Annotated in this window: 19 protein-coding genes; 4 read left to right on the forward strand and 15 right to left on the reverse strand. The window is 38.3% G+C overall.

Annotation, left to right across the window (positions count from 1 at the left end; all coding sequences use genetic code 11):
• The first annotated feature begins 128 nt into the window (after positions 1-128).
• Both ACFSO7_RS16540 and ACFSO7_RS16545 read left to right on the forward strand, forming a co-directional pair.
• Positions 129-998 carry a DUF1259 domain-containing protein gene (locus tag ACFSO7_RS16540; protein WP_377878444.1) on the forward strand — a complete coding sequence of 290 codons (870 nt, stop codon included), beginning with the start codon at positions 129-131 and terminating at the stop codon, positions 996-998.
• 126 nt (positions 999-1,124) lie between these two features.
• On the forward strand, positions 1,125-2,060 hold the full coding sequence (locus ACFSO7_RS16545) for a VanW family protein (protein WP_377879449.1): 936 nt from the start codon (positions 1,125-1,127) through the stop codon (positions 2,058-2,060).
• Positions 2,061-2,313: 253 nt separating this feature from the next.
• On the opposite strand, the gene ACFSO7_RS16550 is transcribed toward ACFSO7_RS16545, so the two are convergent.
• The 6 genes from ACFSO7_RS16550 to ACFSO7_RS16575 form a co-directional block, all read right to left on the reverse strand.
• Positions 2,314-3,063 (reverse strand): ABC transporter permease, encoded by a 750-nt coding sequence (locus ACFSO7_RS16550; protein ID WP_377878445.1) that lies wholly within the window; start codon positions 3,061-3,063, stop codon positions 2,314-2,316.
• Positions 3,064-3,825, reverse strand: a complete 762-nt coding sequence (locus ACFSO7_RS16555; RefSeq protein WP_377878446.1) for an ABC transporter ATP-binding protein — start codon at positions 3,823-3,825, stop codon at positions 3,064-3,066.
• 327 nt (positions 3,826-4,152) lie between these two features.
• Positions 4,153-4,494 (reverse strand): DUF1048 domain-containing protein, encoded by a 342-nt coding sequence (locus ACFSO7_RS16560; RefSeq protein WP_377878447.1) that lies wholly within the window; start codon positions 4,492-4,494, stop codon positions 4,153-4,155.
• Positions 4,491-4,835, reverse strand: coding sequence for a PadR family transcriptional regulator (locus ACFSO7_RS16565; protein WP_377878448.1), 345 nt, complete (start codon positions 4,833-4,835; stop codon positions 4,491-4,493). The genes ACFSO7_RS16560 and ACFSO7_RS16565 overlap by 4 nt, the downstream gene beginning before the upstream one ends.
• Before the next feature lie 319 nt (positions 4,836-5,154).
• Positions 5,155-7,737: a DEAD/DEAH box helicase gene (locus ACFSO7_RS16570; protein ID WP_377878449.1), complete on the reverse strand. Its 2,583-nt coding sequence runs from the start codon at positions 7,735-7,737 to the stop codon at positions 5,155-5,157.
• Between the two features lie 301 nt (positions 7,738-8,038).
• Entirely contained in the window at positions 8,039-8,797 is a 759-nt protein-coding gene (locus ACFSO7_RS16575) for an exodeoxyribonuclease III (RefSeq protein ID WP_377878450.1), read from the reverse strand.
• A gap of 256 nt (positions 8,798-9,053) precedes the next feature.
• On the opposite strand from ACFSO7_RS16575, the gene ACFSO7_RS16580 reads away from it, so the two are divergent.
• Both ACFSO7_RS16580 and ACFSO7_RS16585 read left to right on the forward strand, forming a co-directional pair.
• Complete coding sequence (locus tag ACFSO7_RS16580) at positions 9,054-9,638, forward strand: TetR/AcrR family transcriptional regulator (protein ID WP_377878451.1); 585 nt, start codon at positions 9,054-9,056, stop codon at positions 9,636-9,638.
• On the forward strand, positions 9,638-10,042 hold the full coding sequence (locus ACFSO7_RS16585) for a DUF5367 family protein (RefSeq protein WP_377878452.1): 405 nt from the start codon (positions 9,638-9,640) through the stop codon (positions 10,040-10,042). The genes ACFSO7_RS16580 and ACFSO7_RS16585 overlap by 1 nt, the downstream gene beginning before the upstream one ends.
• A gap of 220 nt (positions 10,043-10,262) precedes the next feature.
• On the opposite strand, the gene ACFSO7_RS16590 is transcribed toward ACFSO7_RS16585, so the two are convergent.
• From ACFSO7_RS16590 to ACFSO7_RS16630, 9 genes are all read right to left on the reverse strand, one after another.
• Positions 10,263-11,804, reverse strand: a complete 1,542-nt coding sequence (locus ACFSO7_RS16590; protein WP_377878453.1) for an ABC-F family ATP-binding cassette domain-containing protein — start codon at positions 11,802-11,804, stop codon at positions 10,263-10,265.
• Between the two features lie 658 nt (positions 11,805-12,462).
• Complete coding sequence (locus ACFSO7_RS16595) at positions 12,463-13,086, reverse strand: hypothetical protein (protein ID WP_377878454.1); 624 nt, start codon at positions 13,084-13,086, stop codon at positions 12,463-12,465.
• 244 nt (positions 13,087-13,330) lie between these two features.
• Positions 13,331-14,686, reverse strand: coding sequence for an aspartate aminotransferase family protein (locus ACFSO7_RS16600; protein ID WP_377878455.1), 1,356 nt, complete (start codon positions 14,684-14,686; stop codon positions 13,331-13,333).
• A gap of 102 nt (positions 14,687-14,788) precedes the next feature.
• Positions 14,789-16,255 (reverse strand): CoA-acylating methylmalonate-semialdehyde dehydrogenase, encoded by a 1,467-nt coding sequence (locus ACFSO7_RS16605; protein WP_377878456.1) that lies wholly within the window; start codon positions 16,253-16,255, stop codon positions 14,789-14,791.
• Positions 16,256-16,277: 22 nt separating this feature from the next.
• Positions 16,278-16,499 (reverse strand): hypothetical protein, encoded by a 222-nt coding sequence (locus ACFSO7_RS16610; protein ID WP_377878457.1) that lies wholly within the window; start codon positions 16,497-16,499, stop codon positions 16,278-16,280.
• Positions 16,500-16,512: 13 nt separating this feature from the next.
• Entirely contained in the window at positions 16,513-17,961 is a 1,449-nt protein-coding gene (locus ACFSO7_RS16615; protein ID WP_377878458.1) for an NCS1 family transporter, read from the reverse strand.
• Between the two features lie 111 nt (positions 17,962-18,072).
• On the reverse strand, positions 18,073-19,491 hold the full coding sequence (hydA, locus tag ACFSO7_RS16620) for a dihydropyrimidinase (protein WP_377878459.1): 1,419 nt from the start codon (positions 19,489-19,491) through the stop codon (positions 18,073-18,075).
• A 17-nt stretch (positions 19,492-19,508) separates the two neighbouring features.
• On the reverse strand, positions 19,509-20,792 hold the full coding sequence (gene preA, locus ACFSO7_RS16625; RefSeq protein ID WP_377878461.1) for an NAD-dependent dihydropyrimidine dehydrogenase subunit PreA: 1,284 nt from the start codon (positions 20,790-20,792) through the stop codon (positions 19,509-19,511).
• A gap of 24 nt (positions 20,793-20,816) precedes the next feature.
• Positions 20,817-22,169, reverse strand: a complete 1,353-nt coding sequence (locus tag ACFSO7_RS16630; protein WP_377879450.1) for an NAD(P)-dependent oxidoreductase — start codon at positions 22,167-22,169, stop codon at positions 20,817-20,819.
• Between the last annotated feature and the right edge of the window lie 54 nt (positions 22,170-22,223).

Below are 22,223 nucleotides of genomic sequence, written 5' to 3' on the forward strand. Positions count from 1 at the left end.
AATTTTGACAGTGTCAGAATTTTATTCCTTGAAATTCCTCTATTTATTTGTCCATATAGGAAATTTGCCCTTACAGGTTGTCATCCATAACATACACTATCTAGAGAAAATCAAAGAGGTGATTCTTGATGGAAAACCAACCTAGTAAACTTTGCGAAGAATTTGCGAGAATTCTTGGGGCAAATCCAGGTGTTATTAATGGTGTCTGTACAGCGTCTAAATCAAGGGAAGACATTCGTCCCATTGTATTAGGGCGCAGAGCAAATTCATTTATGTTTGTACCCCAGGCTTTTTCTTTTGAAAACATAGATAATGAAGGAAGAGCGCTTTGCCTTGGGGAAACGGTCATTCTTCAGGATGAAATTAATCCATTCATTTCTAGGCTTCGAGAGCATGAGATTATTGTCACTGCCGTTCACAACCATTGGCTATTTGATGAACCTAGATTAATGTATATTCATTTTGAGACGATTGACTTACCCCTTTCATTTGCAAGAAATGTAAGGGACGCTCTAGAAGTATTAAACTCTAGGAACCACCGATTTGGTCATACATTCGGTTTCCATCATAATCGTTCCTTTCCATCCGAAGAGCTTTGCAACGAATTTCATGACATTCTTGGTGGAATGCATACTTTTGAAAATGGGATTTGTACGATAATGAGAGCTCGCACAAATATTAAACCAACCATTCTTGGTAGACGAACGAATTCTTTCCTAGCGATCCCTCAAATGTTTACTTTTGAATCATTAGCAAGAGATGGTACTGCTCTTTGTAGCGGAGAATCTGTCATTTTACAAGAAGAATTCAATCCGCTTGTAAGTCGCTTACGAGAACATAAAATTATTGTTACAGCCTTTCATAATCATTGGTTATTTGATGACCCTCGCCTCATGTATATTCATTTTGAAAAAATTGAAGATCCTGTCCGCTTTGCTGAAGATGTGGAAGATTCTTTCGAGGTCCTTACAACAAAAGATGTTTATCCAAGAAAGTAAAAATATACGAAAGCGCAAGCAAAGTCCTATTAAGGAACATGCTTGCGCCTTTTTGTTTGTACTTAACAATTTTCACATGAAATGGTATTTCATTGCCAATACTAACAACGGGAGGAATGTACGTTGATGAAAGTATCTTGGATATTAGGTATTTTACTACTAGCTCAGCAAATGATTCCAAATGACGAAATCATCGTCCAACAGGATAAGAATACGATTGCCATTATCAAAAACTCTGATTATATTTTGCCCATTCCTGGTGGACCTTTTCTAAATATTAGTTCGTATCAACAATTTCTTAATCAATTGGAGAAACAAATATATATCGAACCAATAAATGCCTCCATCGACGATCATGGAACCATCCAACCAGAACAGAAGGGTTTTATCTTGGATCGTGAGAGATTTACCGCTATGCTTTATGATAGTTTTTTTCAATCAGGTCCAAAAATCATTGATGTTCCGACACATACCCTTTTTCCCAAGGTGGATACGGAATTACTTTCAACCATTCGTGAACAACGAATTGGCCATTATGTTACCTATTATAATGCAGGCAACAAAACACGCTCTCATAATATTCATTTAGCGGCAGAAGCGATTAATAATCAAGTTATTTTCCCTGGAGAAACATTCTCATTCAATCGAACCGTTGGGAAAAGAACGAAAGATAAGGGGTATTTATTAGCTCCCGTCATTGTTAAAGGAGAATTATCTGAAGGGATAGGGGGAGGGATTTGCCAAGTGTCCTCTACCCTGTTTAATGCCGTAGATAATGCAGGTTTAAAAATTATTCAGAGGTATTCGCATAGTAAACGAGTTCCTTATGTTCCAGATGGCCGGGACGCAACTGTCAGCTGGTATGGCCCAGACTTCCGTTTTCAAAATAAATTTAATCAACCCATACTAATAAAGGCGAAAACATATGAAGGTATTTTAGTCATTATGGTCTTTTCATCTGATTTAATTAATTATAAACCACGAAAAATTCCTAGTGCCTCCCACACACTACCAGAAGAAATCAAGGTTGATTTAGAAATTAATGATTCTTATATGGAGTAGAATACATATGGTTTTGAGGTGCTTTTTCAGTTAATTGACTATTTGTAAGCAAAATAAATGAGAAAAAACTCGTCTATGTTTGAAAAACAGGTTCATTTATCGGGAAGAAAATGCTTATAACAATAGCTAAATAGCGAATTTTCATCAGTAAAGCAATAATATAAATAGTTATCCGCGACGCTCAGAAAAAATCTGAGCGTCGCGGATGTAATAATCTACTAAAGAACTAAAATTTTATTATTTCTATTTTATATTACCCTAGCTGGCGTTTAAATTCTTTACTGGCGAAGAAGTAAGAGATGACCATGATGCCGACGCACCAGGCAAGCGCGGTCCAGATACCGTTGCCAACTGCCCCTTCATACAAAAGGGAACGAATCGCATTCACAATTGAAGTCACAGGCTGGTTCTCAGCGAACGCACGGACAAGTTTAGGCATGGTTTCGGTAGGGACAAAAGCCGAACTAATAAACGGTAGGAAAATCAGCGGGTACGAGTAGGCTGTCGCCCCTTCCATAGACCCTGCTGTCAATCCGGGGATGACCGCCAGCCAAGTCAGCGCTATTGTAAACAGCCCGAGTATCCCAGCTACCGCGAGCCAAGCCAGAATATCAGCGCTAGAACGGAAGCCCATCAAGATAGCGACAAGGATAACCACCACGACAGTAAGTGCATTTGAAACAAGCGAGGCTAACACGTGTGCCCACAATACCGACGAGCGCTTGATGGGCATGGTAATGAAACGCGCCATCAGCCCGCTCTTTACATCCGTAAACAACCTTACTGAAGTGTAAACAACGCCAGATGCAATAGCCATCAGCAAGATTCCCGGCAATAAATAATTGACGTAGTTGTCCGTGTCTGATTCTATGGCACCGCCAAATACGTAGACAAACAGTAGCATCATCATAATCGGCGTAATCGCCACCGTGATAATCGTATCCGGGCTTCGCAGGATATTGAGCATTAAACGACCTAGTAATACCCCTGTTTTGCTTTTCATTTACTTTTCCTCCCTTTTGCCGATGATCGCGAGGAAAATTTCCTCTAATGTCGGCTGCTTCTCAATGTACTCCACTTTCGCTGGCGGGAACATCTCTTTGAGTTCGGTGAGAGTACCGGTCGTAATGATCTCTCCACCATGCAGGATAGCGATACGGTCCGCCAGTTGTTCGGCTTCCTCCAGGTACTGGGTCGTTAGCAAGATGGTCTTTCCACCGTCGGCAAGCTCCTTAACCGTTTCCCAGACCTCGATTCTCGCTTCGGGGTCAAGCCCTGTCGTCGGTTCGTCGAGAAAAATAACATCTGGCGTCCCGATCAAGCTCATAGCAATGTCAAGCCGGCGTTTCGTCCCGCCGGAATATTTATCCGCCCGGCGGTGACCTGCATCGGTCAGGCTGAATCTTGCAAGCAGATTGTCGACGACATGGGCAGGATTGGAAACACCACGCAACCTGGCAATCATCATCAGATTTTCTCTCCCAGTGAGCATTCCGTCTAAAGCTGCGAACTGCCCTGTTAGGCTAATACTCTGGCGAACATGATCCGGTTGGCGCTGAACATCAAAGCCACAAATACCTACTTGGCCGCTATCGGGCTTCACCAGCGTCGAGAGGATGTTGACCGTCGTCGTCTTGCCCGCTCCATTTGAGCCTAGTAGTGCGAAAATTTCGCCACGCTGCACCTCAAAATCCACCCCCTTTAAGACTTCCTTGTCTTTAAAGGATTTTTTTAATCCTTTTACAGAAATCGCTGCTTTGCTCATACTTTTTCCTCCTTTAAAAACGTAGCAAGGTTGTTTGCGAGATTCGGAAATTATGAAGCTTTGTCTGATAAGCGGGCTTGTGGCTCGCATTCAAACAATGCCGACTAGAGATCCGATCGAGCACCTTGCGTAGTTAGATTACCTATATTCCCCTACTTAGCATGACTGATAATCAGTATGACTTACTACCAGGATAAAAAAAGAACTGAATAGTGTACGTGAAATTTGAAATTCACATATGTAACTAGCTATTCAGTAAGTATTATCGATATTTTCAGGTTTACCTCGTGAGTGTCGACGTTAGGCAAAACAACTAGCATTTCGTCGTTAGCCACGACCAATGGTATCGTTCAACTCTTTGCGATACTTGTCTTTCCAAGTTTGCTCATCCTTCACCAGGTCATCGCAAAAAGCAGCCACATCCTCGCCCGTCAGGTCTGTAACTTTCTTGCCTTCCGCTGCTCCTTCCTCGAAGAGGTCAAGAATGCCGATAAATATACGACTGCTGTCCTTCCAGTCGGTGGGACCACCACCAGTAGTCCACATATATTTTTGAATAGCTTTGTAAGCATTTCGGTACTCACTTGGAAGTGCCTTCGCTCGCGCCTCCATCGCCCTCCATTCTCGCTTGTCATCCAGACTTCCGATAATTTTTTCAATAAAACTCATATTACTTCTCCTTTCGATTTAATGTTAGTTTTGAGTTCATTAATTTTGCTTGAGACGAACTCCCATTTTTTCCAAAAAACTTCAAGGTACTCTTGACCTGCTGAGTTGAGTGTGTAAAATTTTCTTGGTGGTCCCATAGTGGATGGCTTTTTCTCAATGTCCACCAGATTGTTTTTCTCAAGCCGCATGGTTATCGTATAAACTGTGCCTTCAACCACATCAGTGAAGCCAAGTTCTCGCAACTGTTGCGTGATTTCATAGCCGTATGTTTCGCCACGGCTGATAATCTCAAGCACACACCCCTCAAGCACTCCTTTCAGCATTTCTGTTATATTTTCCAAATTTTTCACCACTTGTATTTTATTGTATTTTTACAGTACTCTGTATCACGAGTATTTTGTGATACGGATATTTAGTATTACTTATTACTGGTATATAGTAACGCAGAGTAGTATCATTTGTCAATGAGTAAAACATTTAGTCAAAAAAGCCCGTTTTAATAGGAATTCATAAATGTTTTTATCAAATTTGATAGTTCAGAAATTAGACTGCTTTAACAAAAAAATGAGCCACGGGGCTCATTTTTTATAGAAAATTTGGTGTACTTGATTTACATCTTAAAGCAATCAAAATGATGATTAGTAATAAAATAGCAAAAAATCAATTCCACCCCTCATAATCATCATACCTACGCCGTGATCTTGCTTCAAAACAACTATTACAAATCGGAAAGGAATGTTCCAACGATAACTTTTTCCCACAGTTTTTGCATTTTTTCGTGAGGGTTTTGACTTCAGTTTTTAAACTTTCATGGACATCATCACTAATACTAGCTCTCAATCGCTCCCAATAAATTGCTTCTGTCCTCTGACCTAGACGATATAAAAACAATAGATGCAACCCAATTGCTTTATATGTTAACTCCAAATCCTCAAGATTTCGCTTTTTCACCTTAGGTTCTGGTAGATCTCGCCCTTCTACAATAGCAAACATACTTTGTTTCCATTGTTCAATAAGCTCTGGCTCTTTCGAGGAAAAAGGCATATGTAAAAAACCATACAAATCTGCCAGTGATAAACGTCCTTCAATATCCGTCCCCCGAATCAGTTTATAAAGCTCGCGTTCTTCGGAGAGGGATGCTTTCTTCGTTCCCTTAGGACTTTCAAATTCTTCCCATAATTCAAAAAAGGTGCCTAAGTCCCGATAATATTTTTGAAAACGATCAAACACACCCGTTGTTGGGGCGATTGCAAACTGATGGACAGGGACATCTTCTTTCTCTAATAATTCCTTCATTTTTTTATTATCAGAGAAAAATGCCACTTTCCCTACATTATAAATACCTTTACGTCCAGCACGGCCAGCAATTTGTTTAACCTCCTGAGATGTCAGTGTTCTTCGTTTTGTCCCATCAAATTTATCATTTTCTAAAAACACAATTCGACGAATCGGTAAATTTAAACCCATCCCAATCGCATCCGTTGAGACAATCACTTTCGTTTCTCCCTTAATAAACAGCTGAACTTGTTTTTGTCTCGTTTCAGGTGGCATACTTCCATAAATCATACTGACCGAATGACCTGACCTTTGTAATCTAGCGGCATTTTCCAATACTCGCTTTCTTGAAAAACAAATAAGGGCATCACCTTTTTTTACATCATTCATATTAAAATCCTTCGGTTCCACTTCAAGCGGAGTCTCCCGTCTATATTCATGGATTTCAATATTAGAATCTCCTAAAAGTTTCAACATCATTGATTTTGCATTTTTACTTCCGATTATATGTACCTCATTTGCATTTGCTTTCGTAATGGCCTTATACCACGAAAAGCCCCGATCCTTATCAGTAATCATTTGCGCTTCATCAATGACAATCACTTCATAGAAATCCTTCTCATGAAACATTTCTACCGTGCAGGATATATGTTGTGCATTATGTACCACCTTTTCTTCTTCTCCTGTTTTTAACGAGCATGGGGTACCTTCTGCATTCAATTTGTCGTATACTTCAAGTGCCAATAATCTTAATGGAGCTAAATACAAACCACTCTCTGCTTCCTTCATTTTCTCAAGTGCATGGTGAGTTTTTCCTGTATTCGTCTCCCCAATATGAAGGACGTAGCGAATATTTTTTCCGTAAGAAGAACTGTATTCACGACCAAATATATCAGCCATCATTCGGGCTTCTTCTTCCCTTTTCCGCTCCAACTCAGCCAGCTCTTCCATTTTTCTTTTTGCCCAAGCAGCAAGGTCCTGTTCATAAATTTCTTTATGAAGATCCATATCAAAAGGAATATCAGATAATCTGATCAAATCAGACAAATACTCTTCTTGTATTTTTGGAAAAACATGATCAAATAAGTCGATTAGAGGATCTTCTAGTAGTTCCTTTAGTTGTAATTCAGTCAAACTTTCATCAAATAATTCATGATACTGATTAACAAGTTCTACAGGTAACTCCAATAAAATAAGGCCTGAAACCAATTCTTTTACATATTCATAAATGGCCCTTTCATAGGCATAATAATACGTTTCATATTCAAAATATGACCGTCCAAAGTGAAACGTTTTATGAATTTCCCCAGTCAATTCTTCCAAAAAATCAGTCATGGTGGCATAGGATTCCAGTTGGAAGGCTCCTTGTTCAACCAACTTCAATTCCAATGCAAAAGTGTCGACTTTTTGATACTTTGTTTTGTTTTTGAAATCTTCTCTTAAACGATAAGCAATGAAACTTCTTACATACAAATAGAAATCTTCTACCTTCTCATTTATAAAATCAATTGCCCAATCCTCAAGCTCTTCTAGTAATTTTTCTCTTTTTTCCAAAATTTGTTCTTCAAACTCACGATTGAAAAAATAATGTCTCGCTTGTTCATACCTTTCTAGCCATTTTCCTTCTTGATTAGAAAACGTTTGCTTTAACCACTCTTGCACTTGAAACGGTTGATACGTTCTCATTTCGGTTCGAAACAAAGATTGAATCAGTTTCCGTTCGATTCCTTCTGTTTCAAATCCTTTTTCACTTAAAAATTGTTTCTTATCACTTTTTGAAACCTTATTATTCGTTTCGTTTAACCACACATTCATCCAAATCTGATCAATATAATGGATTCGATCTTCGATATACTGTTCAAAAGTTGGAGGTTTCTCTTTATTTTCTAAATAGCGGTCAATATCTTCATATATTTTCCGTTTTGTATGCTGGACTGCGAGTGGATATAAATCATTTAATTTACTCATTTTCGGACTCCTCCCTTCAATCATCATTAGTTTGCTACTATTTGTGTAGAAAATGACAATGTTCCAAATTTAAAGGGGGACGATTCATTTTGAATTCGTCCCTTCCTTTTATTAATTAAGATTATTAAAGTAGAATGCTGATTTCCACTTCAGGCGCTTGCTTTCCGCAGGGCGTGCAGTGAGCCTCCTCGGCGCTTTTCGCGCCTGTGGGGTCTCACCTGTCCCGCTGCTCCCGCAGGAGTCAAGCGCCTTTTGCTCCAATCAACAGTTCAATATACAACACTGTCCTTAAGCACAGCCATTATTTAAAATCAATTTCTAAAACGACTGGACAATGATCACTGCCTATAACAGATGAATGTATTTGAGAATCTTTAATGAATTCTGCTGCCTTTTCTGAGAGAATAAAATAATCGATTCTCCAACCAATATTCCGTTCTCTGACCTTATTCATGTATGACCACCATGTGTATGCGCCTTCTGTATCTGGATAAAGATGTCGAAATGTATCAACGAATCCACTGTCTAGTAATTCACTCATTTTCCCACGTTCTTCATCAGTAAAACCAGAATTTCCTCTATTAGACTTCGCATTCTTTAAATCTATGTCAGAATGGGCTACATTAAGGTCTCCACAGAGAATAACATGTTTCATTGAGCTCAATTCTAATAAGTACTTTCGTATTTCTTCCTCCCATCTTAATCGATACTCCAGTCTTGCTAAATCACGTTGTGAGTTAGGTGTATAAACATTGACAAGATAAAATTCCTCAAACTCTAATGTAATCGCTCGACCTTCCGAATCGTGTTCCTCTGAACGGATTCCATATTGTACGGACAAAGGTTTTCTTTTTGAAAAAATCGCTGTACCTGAATACCCTTTTTTCGTTGCATAATTCCAAAATTGAGAATAACCATCCAATTCAAGATTGATTTGCCCCTCCTGCAATTTCGTTTCCTGAACACAGAAAATATCGGCATCTATATCATGAAAGTAATCTAAAAACCCTTTATTTGTACAAGCCCGAAGACCATTCACATTCCATGAGACAAGTTTCATCTATATATCCTCCTTGTTGCATAATATGAACGCTATCTTACATTTTAATAGATTCATATACAAATTACTAATGTCATATTTTTATAGAGTCTTCGGAGTATATAGTGGAATTACTGATTTAATAGCCTAATAACATATTAACCATAAATCTTTGTATTTTGTGGAATAAAAAGTTTAACAAAGAAATGATTGTAATGATTATTCTTTGTTGTTACTATACAGTTAGTTAGTTGAATAACTAAAAGGAGATGATACAATGGCAAAATCAAATGTGATAAGTAAGGGTGAACTAATTAACTGTGCAAAGAAATGTTTGGTCGATAACGGAATTGAAAAATTCACATTACGAGCAGTTGCTGAAACGGCAGGAGTTACACAAGGTACAATCTATTACCATTTTAGAACAAAGGAACAGCTATTGATTGATATTGTTCAAGACATTTGTGAAACCAGCTGGCAAGAAATATCTCATAGTAGTGAATATTTGATAGAGCAAGCTATTGCATCGGCTAAAAGTCGTTGTTCATATGACTCTTATTTTCATAAATTATTTTTTTCCTTGGTTGCTCTAAGCTTTAATAATGTGGACATAAAAGGTAAACTTGGCGAAATTATTATGAAAGAAAATAAAGCTCTAACTGGAAATTTATTGAACTTGTGGACGGAATCACCCATAGAAGGGGTTACTCTTGAGACGTGGGGAATTTTATTAAATGCCATTGTCGACGGGTTGGCATTACAGGCATTATTACAAAAAGATCTTCCAATTGAAAAAACATACAAGGAACTTGAGCAATTAGTTAAGGGACTTAACACTTTGGTAAGTAAGGAGGTCCAATAATGAAAGGCTATTTATTCACGGCAACATGGGGTGTTTTAGTATGGCTATTTGCTTCATTATTTTTCAGGTTTTTTGGGGAACACGTTCTCTTCAGTCCTGATACAAATGAATTCGTTTTCAGCATTTTCCTCTTATTAGTTGGAACATCCGTTTTACTGTGGGGTGTTACATATGTGTATCTATTATTCGATAAAACAAACAATGCACCGTTAAAATTCGGGGTACTTGGTACTATTATTGGTTTAGTGTTAGACACATTTTCTTTATCTAATCATCATATGTTTTTTCCAAAACTAGATGATTCACAGGTTATTGCTTTTACAGCATGGATGTCTTTTGCATATGCGTTATATTTATTTATACCTTTAAAGTTTAACCGACAATTAGGTCGTAGTATTAATTAGAGAATGATGTTCTGATTCAAAGAAAAGACTTTAAATAAATATGAGATTAGAAAAAAAAGCCTTTCATTATTTTTCAATCATTCAAAATTTAAATATTACCGCAAAACTGGATTTATAAAAATCAAAAATACTATAGAAATAATGGGGAAAGCAAATGCCCGTTTTGAAAAAAAATGCGATTCCTGAATCGAATCGCATTTTTTCGTCCTTTATCCTTTTCTTACATTTGTTCCAAATTCCAAACCTGTGATACCCAGTCCTTATAAAAATCTGGTTCATGGGAAACGAGTAAAATAGTTCCCTCGTATTGCTGTAGGGCATTTGCTAAGGATTCTTTGGCTAATAAGTCTAAGTGATTCGTCGGTTCGTCTAAAATAAGCCAGTTGCTCTTTTCTAAGATTAATTGACATAATCTAACCTTTGTTTGCTCTCCACCACTTAAAGAATGCAAAGGTTGAAAAATATGTTCCGTTTTAAGTCCTGATCTGGCCAATGCTTGTCGGACTTCCTTTTGGGTCATCGTTTCATGTTTGGACCAAATGTATTCAAGAGGTGTTTCATTTGAAGTTGTGTTCCATTCTTGGGCAAAATAAGCTGGTTTTACATTTTGTCCGAAAGAAACACTCCCATTAAATGGAGTAAGTTCACCGATAATCGTTTTTAACATTGTTGATTTGCCAATCCCATTATGGCCAATAATGGCGACTTTTTCGCCCCTTTTCAATTTGAATTGGAATGGAGGTAATAACGATGTTTCATAACCGACTTCCAGTTGTTTTGCTTCTACAATTAAACTAGCTGGTTTTTCTGATATCGCAAATGAAAACTTCGGTTTAGCAGCTGCTTCTGGTTTATCAATTCGATCGATTTTTGATAATTTGATTTCACGTGATTTCGCCTGTTTCGATGTGGATGCGCGTACTTTATTTTTCTGAATATAGGTCTCAAGCTTTTCAATCTCTTTTTGTTGACGATCATAATTGATAAAGATTTGCTGCTTTCTAAATTCATAAACTTCAATAAATTTTTGATAATTCCCAACATACCTCGTTAATTGCTTATACTCAAGATGGTATATGATATTGACCACCTCATTAAGAAACTCTGTATCATGGGAAATTAAAATCAAGGAGTTTTTATAGTTTTTCAGGTAGTCCTTTAACCAATTTATATGTTCATAATCTAAATAGTTGGTTGGTTCATCAAGCAACAGAACATCTGGCTCTTTTAATAGCAATTTAGCAAGCAACAGTTTCGTTCGCTGTCCACCACTTAATTGAGAGACATCTTTTTCCATCCCTAACACTTGAATACCTAAACCGTATGCAATTTCATCAATCTTCGGATCAATAAAATAGAAGTCATGATGCTCTAATTGCTCTTGAATATATGCAAATCGATTTAAACTCTTTTCTAGTTCATTTGAGTCACAAATTGCCATCTTTTCAAGAAGCTGGATCATCTCTTCTTCTAAAGCATATAAATTCTGGAAGGCACTCCGTAAAAAATTACGGATACTTAGCCCCTCCGATAAATCCATATGCTGCTCTAAATAGCCTACCTGTATATTGGGTTGCCATTTTATTGCGCCTTCATCCGGGAGGATATTTCCTGACAATACTTGAAATAATGTGGATTTTCCAGCACCATTTGGGCCAACTAATCCAACTCGCTCCTTATTTAATAACCGAAACTCTATATTTTTCAAAACTAATTTATCTCCATAAAATACCGTTACATTTTCTGCATTCAAGATACTCATATTAGGTCTCTCCTTTTTTGGTTATAAAATGAACCAATCGTAAAAAGAGAGGACAAATAAATAAACCCGGTCATATTCACTTTTCGGAAAATCCAAATAAAAAAGGTAGAGAAATACACCTCTACCTTAAACATATTTTAGGTAACCATTTATTGGCTATACACCTGAAACACGAATATAAATAGAGAAAAAGGGTCAAATTGTCCGTTGTTTTACGATTGGTAGTAGTGAAAATGGGCAGACTTATCCCGTTTAAACTCAAACCATCGCCAAAACAACAAACTTATTCATCAGACCCTGATTCCTCCTTTAATGTTAAAAAATAGTATTCAAGATAATTTTACAAATAATACGAGTTCTAGTAAAGGGATATTTGCCTAGAAAAGCAAGAAAAGAAGCTAATTTCAAAATAGCGAGTGTTTAGGAGGGTCATAGTAATAATAGGTTCACTGTTCCTAACTTGATATGATTTCACTTTGGACTTTTGAAAAAATATGGGTATAGTTCCCCCTTGTCCTATCGATATACAAGCAATAAATTCCCCTTTTTGAAGCTATATGTGAACCGCTCAGGCTAACGGGTTAATTCTGTATTTATTCAAAATCATTCAATTTTGGCTTATCCATTGCTTTGAAATCAGTCACCTATCTTCCATTTACTACTTCTTCTCCCAAGGATAAAACGATAAGTTTAGCAAAAACCATTGAAATACAGTGAGGAAAACTCCGATCTGATCAAATATTTTATATAGATCAAAAAGCCTGAGGAAAATGAATTGTAATGGCAAAAGGAAGAAGAACAGAATCATTAACCAACTATTTATCTTTAACCAAGGGGGTCTGTGCTGATAAAGTGCGGTTTTCCTATCACGAATAATCCAAAAGATTGAGAGAAGAAAGAAAAGAACATCGATAGGAAAAATGACTTTTCCTATTGCTAAGTTCACACCTAGTGTGTCACCTTTGAAATAAATTATTTCTGAAGAAAAGAATAAAGAACCTGATTCAATAACCAACAGAAAAAACCATATGATTAATAACCAATAAAACGGTTTCCTCGAACCCCTCCAACCCGTAAAAACTACAGCGATCAGACCGGAAGTCAATATCAATAATATCCAGTAATCTCCACCTACACCTGCTCCACCAATCCCCATCCACCCTTGCCATGAATAAGATTTGCCATCTAATAGTCCTCTAATTAACGGCAACCAAAATGTAATCCCACTAAGAATAATATAAATTAATGTTGCGTGTAATAACCTATCTGGTTTCCACTTCATTAATATTCACCCCAAACAAATAATTCCTATTTTATATTCAGCCTAACAAGAATTAATGTATGTCTAGCAAAATCTTGCTATTTTATGTCTCAAACCATTCCAATTCCGTTGTTTAGATATTTATAAATGCTGGGGACATGTACACTAGAACTTTCATACAAAGTGATTATAGCGACGTGGATCCTTTACATGAAAAAAGTAAAAACACCCGCTTATTTCATAACAGCGAGTGTTTAGTAAAAGTCTATTTTATGTTTTCAAGAGATGTTACAAGTGTTTTGACCATAAAGTCTATATCTTTTTGTTCAATATTTAATGGAGGAGACAAGGTCAATACATTATTGAACCCAGCCACGGTGACACCATTTTTGCCGATTAACAAGCCTTTCTGCTTGCAGCCTGCGATGACCTCATTGACAAGATTAGAATCTAAAGGCTCTTTTGTATTCTTGTCTTTCACCAATTCAATCCCTATCAATAACCCCTTTCCTCGGACATTACCGACATAAGGATGGTCTTGAAGAGGATTGGTCAAATTTTTTAATAAAATTTCTCCTAAATCACGTGAACGATCAAATAAATTTTCTCGTTCCATGATTTCTATATTTTTCAATGCTAATGCACAAGCAGCAGGATTTCCTCCAAATGTGTTTACATGCCGGAAAAAGTCATATTCTTCGGAACCTTTAAAGGCTTCATAGATTTCTTTTCTCACAGCTGTCGCAGAAAGCGGCAAATAAGCACTCGTAATTCCTTTCGCCATCGTAATTATATCTGGCTTCACTCCATAGTTCATAAAACCAAACGGTTTCCCTGTCCGACCAAATCCGCAAATGACTTCATCAACAATCAAAAGTGCACCATGCTTTTCACAAACCTCTTTGGCTGCTTTCATATACCCCTCAGGTGGAACAAGCACCCCTCCACCTGTAATGATTGGTTCCATAATCATTGCTGCTATCGTTTCACTTAATTCCCATGTCATGACACGGTCTAAATCTTTTACGGAATCCAACTCATGCGGGTCTGATACATTACAATCATCTCGATAGGAATCAGGAGGTGCCACATGAATAAAGCCTGGAGCTAATGGTTCGTATTTGTATTTTCTTTGCGCTTGGCCTGTCGCTGCCAAAGCTCCCATTGAATTACCGTGATAGCCCCGGTAGCGCGAAAGGATTTTATAACGGTTATGCTCACCCTTCTGTTGATGATATTGACGAGCTATTTTAAAGGCCGTTTCGTTTGCCTCTGACCCACTGTTGGAGAAGAAAATAACATATTCTTCTCCTATTAGTTCATTGAGCTTTTCCGCGAGTTTAATAGCTGGAACATGGCTTTGTGATAGAGGAAAATAAGCCATTTCCTTCAACTGTTCATAGGCTGCTTCTGCAAGTTCTTCTCTTCCATATCCTACATTTACACACCATAAGCCCGCCATTGCATCTAAATAACGATTTCCATCAACATCTGTGATCCATGAACCTTCAGCCTTAGCGGCAACGATGGTCGCTTTCGGATTATAAGGCTTCATCGAATGCCAAACATACTTTTCGTCGAGATTCAATAAAGTTTCCTGGGACTGACTTGTTTGAGCCATTTTTTTAAATCCCTCCAATCTATTTCAAACCTACCTGAATTTGGACGCGCTTAATTTCCAATTTCTTCGTTTTTCAACATATAGTGAAACGCAAACATATTTCTAAGCATCAAACCGTGATGTGATCATTTTCTTTCTAGTGAAAAAATTCAAGCCATCTTTGCCATTAACATGTAGGTCACCGTAAAATGAATCTTTCCATCCAGAGAAAGGGAAAAAGGCCATTGTTGCTGGCACTCCTACATTGATGCCGAGCATTCCAGCGTCAGCTTCTTCGCGGAATTTTCGAATTGCTTTTGCATTATTGGTGTAGATCGTTGCACCGTTTCCGTATCTTGATTGACGAAGAAATTCCAATCCCTCATCTAAATCATTCGCTCGAAGAAGGCTTAGGACTGGAGCAAAAATCTCATCCTTTGCGATTGTCATTTCAGGTGTTACATGATCAAAAATAGTTGGACCTAAAAAATTCCCTTCAGGAAGATCATCGATTTCTTTTCGTCCATCACGAATTAAATCAGCCCCCTCCTCTAAGCCTTTTTCAATATATCCAAGAACTTTATCTCGGTGTTCTTTTCGAATGACAGGAGTTAATAACACCTCATTGTCCATCCCATTGCCAATAATTAATTCATCTGCTTTTTTCTTCAATGCCTTTACAAATGGTTCATTTTCGCCAACAACAACCACGACGCTACAGGCCATACAACGTTGCCCTGCACTACCAAATGTTGAACTTATGACGTGTTGGACGCTTTTTTCTATATCAGCATCTGGCATAACAAAATGGTGATTTTTTGCTCCAGAAAGAGCCTGAACTCTCTTCCCTTCTGCAGCAGCACGCTCATATACATATTTCGCGACGGGTTGTGAGCCTACAAAGGAAATCGCAGCGATATCCTTATGTTCAAGCAAGCCATTCACCACATCATGTGCCCCATGAACAATATTTAGCACTCCTTTTGGTGCACCAGCTTCGGAGAATAACTCTACCAATCTATTGGCCAAGATCGGCGTTCGTTCTGAAGGCTTTAAAACAAATGTATTCCCGCATGCAATCGCTAAAGGAAACATCCAAAGCGGCACCATCATTGGAAAATTAAAAGGTGTGATTCCCCCTACAACTCCTAAAGGATATCGAAACATTTCCGAATCAATGTCTTCCGCAATACCTGACAATGTTTCCCCCATCATTAACGTCGGGGCACCTGCCGCAAATTCTAAGCACTCAATGCCTCGCTGTACTTCTCCATATGCTTCTTTATAAGCCTTGCCATTTTCCTGAACGATCAGCTTAGCCAATTCTTCGTGGTTTTCTGTTAAAAGATAATGATATTTAAATAGAATCCTAGCTCTCTTAGGAACGGGAACATCCTTCCATAACTTAAAAGCATTCTTCGCTGCTTCTACCGCTAATGCTACATCTTCTTTTGTGGAAATTGGTACCCTTGTTAGTAGCTCATTCGTTGCTGGATTTGGAACATCCAATGTTTGCTGACCTTTTGAACTAATCCATTCACCGTTAATATAATTTTTAAGAATCGTAGTATCATTTCGTGTCACTGACATATTTCTACCTCCAACTAAACATTCATTGAGTTTTATTTTTACTATGCACCATAAGAAGTGTGGAGAAATATTTTCTTCCATTTGCTGTACCAAGTTGAACGGTTTCTATTTTATTTTCAGCCTTAAGATAAAAATCGACAGTGGAGCCATTTAAATTTTCCACTACACTGAGAAAAACATAGCCCTTTTGAAGAAGTTCATCAATTTTTTCTTTTTCAGTAAGGAATTGTTTGTAGTCAGACATACTATCCCTCCTATCAGCTCGCTTCAATTTCGCTTTGTTCATCGTCTCCGATTACCCAATCTCGACCAACTGAGATGCCTAAATATTTTTCATCACTTGGGTCTAATAGTTCTGCTTGTTTATATTTCTTGAACCACCAATATTTTGCTAGGACATAATAAATCACTGCACCAACAACAAAGCCGACGAGAAATCCGTAGCTTGGAACAAAATAGGAAGCTGTTGCACCAATAATCCAAGCAATAAATCCAGCTAAATTTACGCCGCCCATATATTTAAACTGACCATCAGTTTCGTACAACGCAGGAACGTTAACTCTTCTTTTTCGAATTAAATAATAGTCGGCAAAGAGTATACCAACAATGGCTGATAAAATACCGCCGACAAATAATAATACGGGTATAATCACATCGAACAAATTCCAAGGTTGTACGATTGTTCCCACAATACCAGCTGTTATGACACCTGCCCAAAATGGGAACTTTGGACCACCAACATTAGAGAAAATCGTTGCAGCAGGCACGACATTAGCTGCTGTGTTTGTAGACCATTGAGCCAAGACAATCATCAATAGTAAAACACCTAAGAAAAATCCGCTTGCAGACTTTTGAAGTGCAACAACAGGATCAGCGTTTAACACAGCAATATAAGCAACAGCTCCGATAATGATCATAAAAGTTTGTGTTAATGGCATCGCTACCATATTCCCAAATAATGAACCTTTATTTCGCTTAAACCAGTTCTTTTCATTTCTTGGAGCTTTAATAAAACGAGAAATAGACGGGATATCTGCACCTAAAGTCGCCCAAAAGCCCATATTACTGAAAATAACAACTAAGAAGGCAGTAAAAGCAGCACTTCCTGAAACTGGATTCTCCGCCCAGCTCCAAACATCTCTTCCTTGTGAAACAGCAGTATCTGATAAAGACATATACATCCAAACAGAGATTAACAGAATAATAGGAGCAGCTAAATCGGCAAAACGTTCGATCGATTTAATTCCTAATGAAGTATTGACAAGCTGTACGATTGCAAAGATAAGATAACAGACAAACCAATTATCGAATCCGAATAAGATAGTTAATATCCCATTCATCGCGGTTGAACCAAAATAAGTATTAATACCAAACCACATCGAAGCGGTTACCCCTCTTGTAATTGACGGAATATGAGTACCGATTGTTCCGAAAGGAGCCCTCATGTAAACGGGAAAGGACAGCCCGTGTTCAATCCCAATATCTGCTATTAAAGAGATAAATAATCCGATGGCGAGACAGCCAATGACAGTTGCTAGAATGACAAGCGGCAATGGTAAAGACATAACACCTGCCCCACCAATCGCAAATGTAGCGAGTACAACAACCATCCCTACCCACATAAATGAGAAGCCTAGCGATGTAATTTTCCGATCCTTTTGGTGAATCGGAAATAAATCTGGTGATTTCAAGTGATTTTTTTTCATATGATCTCTTCTCCTCGGTTTAAAATGTGAAGCCTCTACATTTTTTAGGTAACCGAAATAATTAATGCTTTTTTAGATCAATGAATAGAGTGAAGAAATAAATAGGACTAGTTAGATCGATTGCCTTTCATATTGCTCTAATTGATTGTAGGTATTGAATTTCGCTCGCTTTAAATAATTACCAGATCCAGGAGTTCCAACAAATTGTTTATTTTGAATCACAAACTCTCCTCGCACAAGGACTGAAACCGGCTCTCCGTATACTTTCATTCCCTCAAACGCGTTATAATCCACTGCCATATGATGAGTTTTGGCAGAAATCGTTCGCTCTACCTTTGGATCGAAAATGACGATATCAGCATCAGATCCAACCGCAATCGTTCCCTTTTTCGGATATAATCCAAAAAGCTTTGCGCTTCTAGTGGATGTAATGTCCACAAACTGATTCAAATCAATTCTTCCCTTTTTCACCCCTTCAGAGAATAGGAGCGAGACTCGATCTTCAATGATTGGACCACCATTAGGAATTTTTGTAAAATCATCTCTTCCTAAATCCTTTTGTCCATTAAAATCGAACGAACACTGATCCGAACCGATCGTTTGCAACTGTCCAGTTTTTAAAGCATTCCATAACACATCTTGATTCCATTTCTCCCTTAAAGGAGGTGACCACACATATTTTGCTCCTTCAAAGTCTGGTTTTTCTAAATAGCTTTGATCAAGTACTAAGTATTGCGGGCATGTTTCACCAAAAACGGTGTAGCCTTTACTTCTAGCTTCTGCGATTCTCTCCACTGCTTCTGCACAAGAAACGTGTACGACATATAATTGAGAATGAGCAAGACCCGTTAACTGTGCGGCTCTACCTGTTGCTTCACCTTCCACTTCAGGTGGTCTCGTTAATGCATGATAAATGGGTTCAGTGTTTCCTTCGGCAATTGCTTTTTTTGTTAAAAAATCGATGACATCTCCATTTTCAGCATGAACCATGACCAATGCCCCATGTTCTTTCGCGGCAAGAAGCGTTCGGAACAAAGTGGCGTCATCTGCTTGGAACACATTTTTATAAGCCATAAATACCTTAAACGATGTGATTCCTTCCTTTTCAATGACCTCAGGAAGTTCATTTAAGACATCTTCATTGATTTCCCCAATCATTAAATGGAATCCATAATCGATGACCGCTTTTTCTTTCGATTTCTCATGCCATGTTTGAATCGAATTTTGTAATGGTTCCCCTTTATTGGTTAAACAAAAATCAATAATCGTTGTGGTGCCACCAAATGCCGCAGCTATCGTTCCTGATTCAAAATCGTCTTTCGTCACTGTACCGCCAAATGGCATGTCAAGATGAGTGTGAGGATCAATCCCTCCCGGAAAAACGTAACAGCCTTTCGCATCAATGATTTCCGCTCCTTGAGAGTTAAAGTCAGAGCCTATTGCTGAAATTTTTCCGTTCTCTAATAAAAGATCTGCCTGAAATGTATCGGTTGCTGTGACAATCGTTCCATTTCTAATTAGTTTTTTCATGGCTTTTCTCTCCTCACTTACTTTGAAAAATTTACATTCCCCGAGTTAAAACTAAGTGCAGCCTGACGTTCATTCCATGACATAGGCGGGAGCTCACTAGGAACTTCTATCATCTCAATTGCACCATCGACAGGACAAACAATCGAACATAAATTACAACCTACACAGTCTTCTTCTCTTACTTTTAAATAACTTTTTCCGTTTGTGTCTGTTAGCATATCTATACATTGATGAGAAGTATCTTCACAAGCGATATGGCATTTATTACAGTTAATACATACATCTGGATTAATTTGAGCAACAATATTGTAATTAAGGTCCAAATTCCCCCAATCCGAATACTTTGGTACAGATTTACCGATGATTTCCGAAACAGAAGAAATTCCCTTGCGATCTAAATAATGGCTTAATCCTTCAATCATATCTTCAACAATACGGAATCCATGGTGCATTGCTGCTGTACATACTTGGACACCCGTTGCCCCCATTAATAAAAATTCAACCGCATCTTGCCAATTAGAGATACCTCCAATTCCCGAAATTGGCACATTGATTCTAGGATTCCTTGCACATTCTGCTACCATATTTAAAGCAATCGGTTTCACTGCAGGACCACAATATCCTCCATGTGCCCCTTTGCCACCTACATGTGGGATCGTATTCCATGTTTCAAGATCCACTCCAGCTAAACTATTAATTGTATTAATCATACTAATGGCATCTGCTCCACCATTTGCAGCCGCTTCGGCTGTAGCCGTTATGTCCGTAATATTCGGTGTTAATTTTACAATGACAGGTGTCCTGGCTACTTCCTTCACCCAATACGTTTGCTTTTCTACTAAAGCAGGTACCTGACCTGACGCAGACCCCATTCCCCGTTCTGCCATTCCATGTGGACAGCCAAAATTCAACTCTAATCCATCAACACCAACATCCTCCACACGTTTGACAATTTCATGCCATTTCTCTTGCTTCGGTTCAACCATTAACGATGCGATGATGGCGTGATTCGGAAAGCGCTTTTTCGTTTCGTAAATTTCTTTTAAATTTACTTCTAATGGACGATCGGTAATGAGCTCGATATTGTTAAAACCAGCCACTCTTTGCCCATTAAAACTAACAGCTGCAAACCGGGATGAAACATTTAATATCGGATCGCCTAGCGTTTTCCAAACCGCTCCTCCCCAACCTGCTTCAAAGGCACGTTGAACTTGATACCCTGAGTTGGTAGGTGGGGCTGAAGCTAACCAAAACGGATTGGGAGATTTAATTCCAGCAAGATTTATACTTAAATCAGCCATTGCTTCTTTTCTCCTTTCGCGAGTTTATTTAATTTCCACTGGTGAAAATTGCTTATGAATCGAATACGCAGTTAATTTCCCTTGCTGGGCTGCTGTAACGACCATTGCATCTCCTTTTCCCTTACCAAAAACAACATCCCCACAGGCGAATATTTTTGGGTCGGAAGTTTGGAATGTTTCTTTATTCACTTGAACGACTCCGTTTTCATGGTGTAGACCAAAAGACTCGATTAATTCTAAATGCCTAGTTTGACCGATTGCTTTTATAACGGCATCCACAGGAATAACATGCTCGGAGCCCTCATTTGGAATCGGGCTGCGACGTCCATCTTTGCCAGGTTCTCCTAATTTCATCTTAATGCATTCAATGCCTGTTACCTTTCCATCCGCATCACCAATGATTCTTGTTGGTGCGGTTAACCAGCGAAACTCGACCCCATCTTGCTTGGCAAATTCATATTCGAAGTCATAAGCCGTCATTTCATCTTCTGTTCTCCGGTAGAGAATCTTTACATTCTCCGCTCCTAAACGAACCGAACATGTTGCCCCGTCAATGGCTGTATTCCCAGCGCCAATCACAACCACGCGTTTTCCAACTAGTTTGTTTGATAGTTGACCACTTTTTGTCTCCTTAACGAATTCAATGGCATCATATACACCATCCAATTCTTCTCCCTCAATACCGAGGTTTGGAACTTTTGCCATCCCTACCGCTAACACAATACAGTCGAAATTTTCATTTAAAAACTCGACAGAAACATCTTTACCGACAATCGTGTTCGTTTTAATTGTCACACCTAATTCCTGCACCTGCTCAACTTCCCAAAACGAAATAGATTGTGGGAGGCGAAAAGAGACAATTCCAAAAGTGTTTAATCCGCCAGCCTTCTCTGAAGCTTCAAAAATAGTAACCTCATATCCGAATCTTGCTAATTCTCTGGCAGCAGATAATCCAGCGGGTCCTCCTCCTACAATTGCAACAGATTTACCGTTCTTTTTACCTGGGGCAAATAAAGCCTGTTCATTTTTGATCGCCCAATCCGTTGCATACCTTTGCAGTTTTCCAATAAAAATTGGGGAAGTCGAATGGTTTAATACACATGCGCCCTCACATAGCTCTTCTGTTGGACAAACTCGTGAACAACTAGCACCAACGGGATTTGAAGACATAATCGTTTTTGCTGAACCTAATAAATTTCCTGAGGCTATTTTTTTAATAAATGTAGGGATATCAATTCCAGTTGGACAAGCTTTAATACAAGGGGCATCATAACAATAAAGGCATCGATTGGATTCTTCTAAAGCTTCTTGATTAGTGAATCCTTGGTCTACTTCTTGGAAGTTCAGTTCAAGATTATTTGGAGAAATACGCTGCATTTTCGTATTTGTCAACGAAAAACCCTCCTTTTCACATTTTTCAAAAATGAAGGA

Source organism: Bacillus sp. CGMCC 1.16607 (assembly GCF_042683745.1).
GTDB lineage: Bacteria > Bacillota > Bacilli > Bacillales > Cytobacillaceae > Pseudoneobacillus.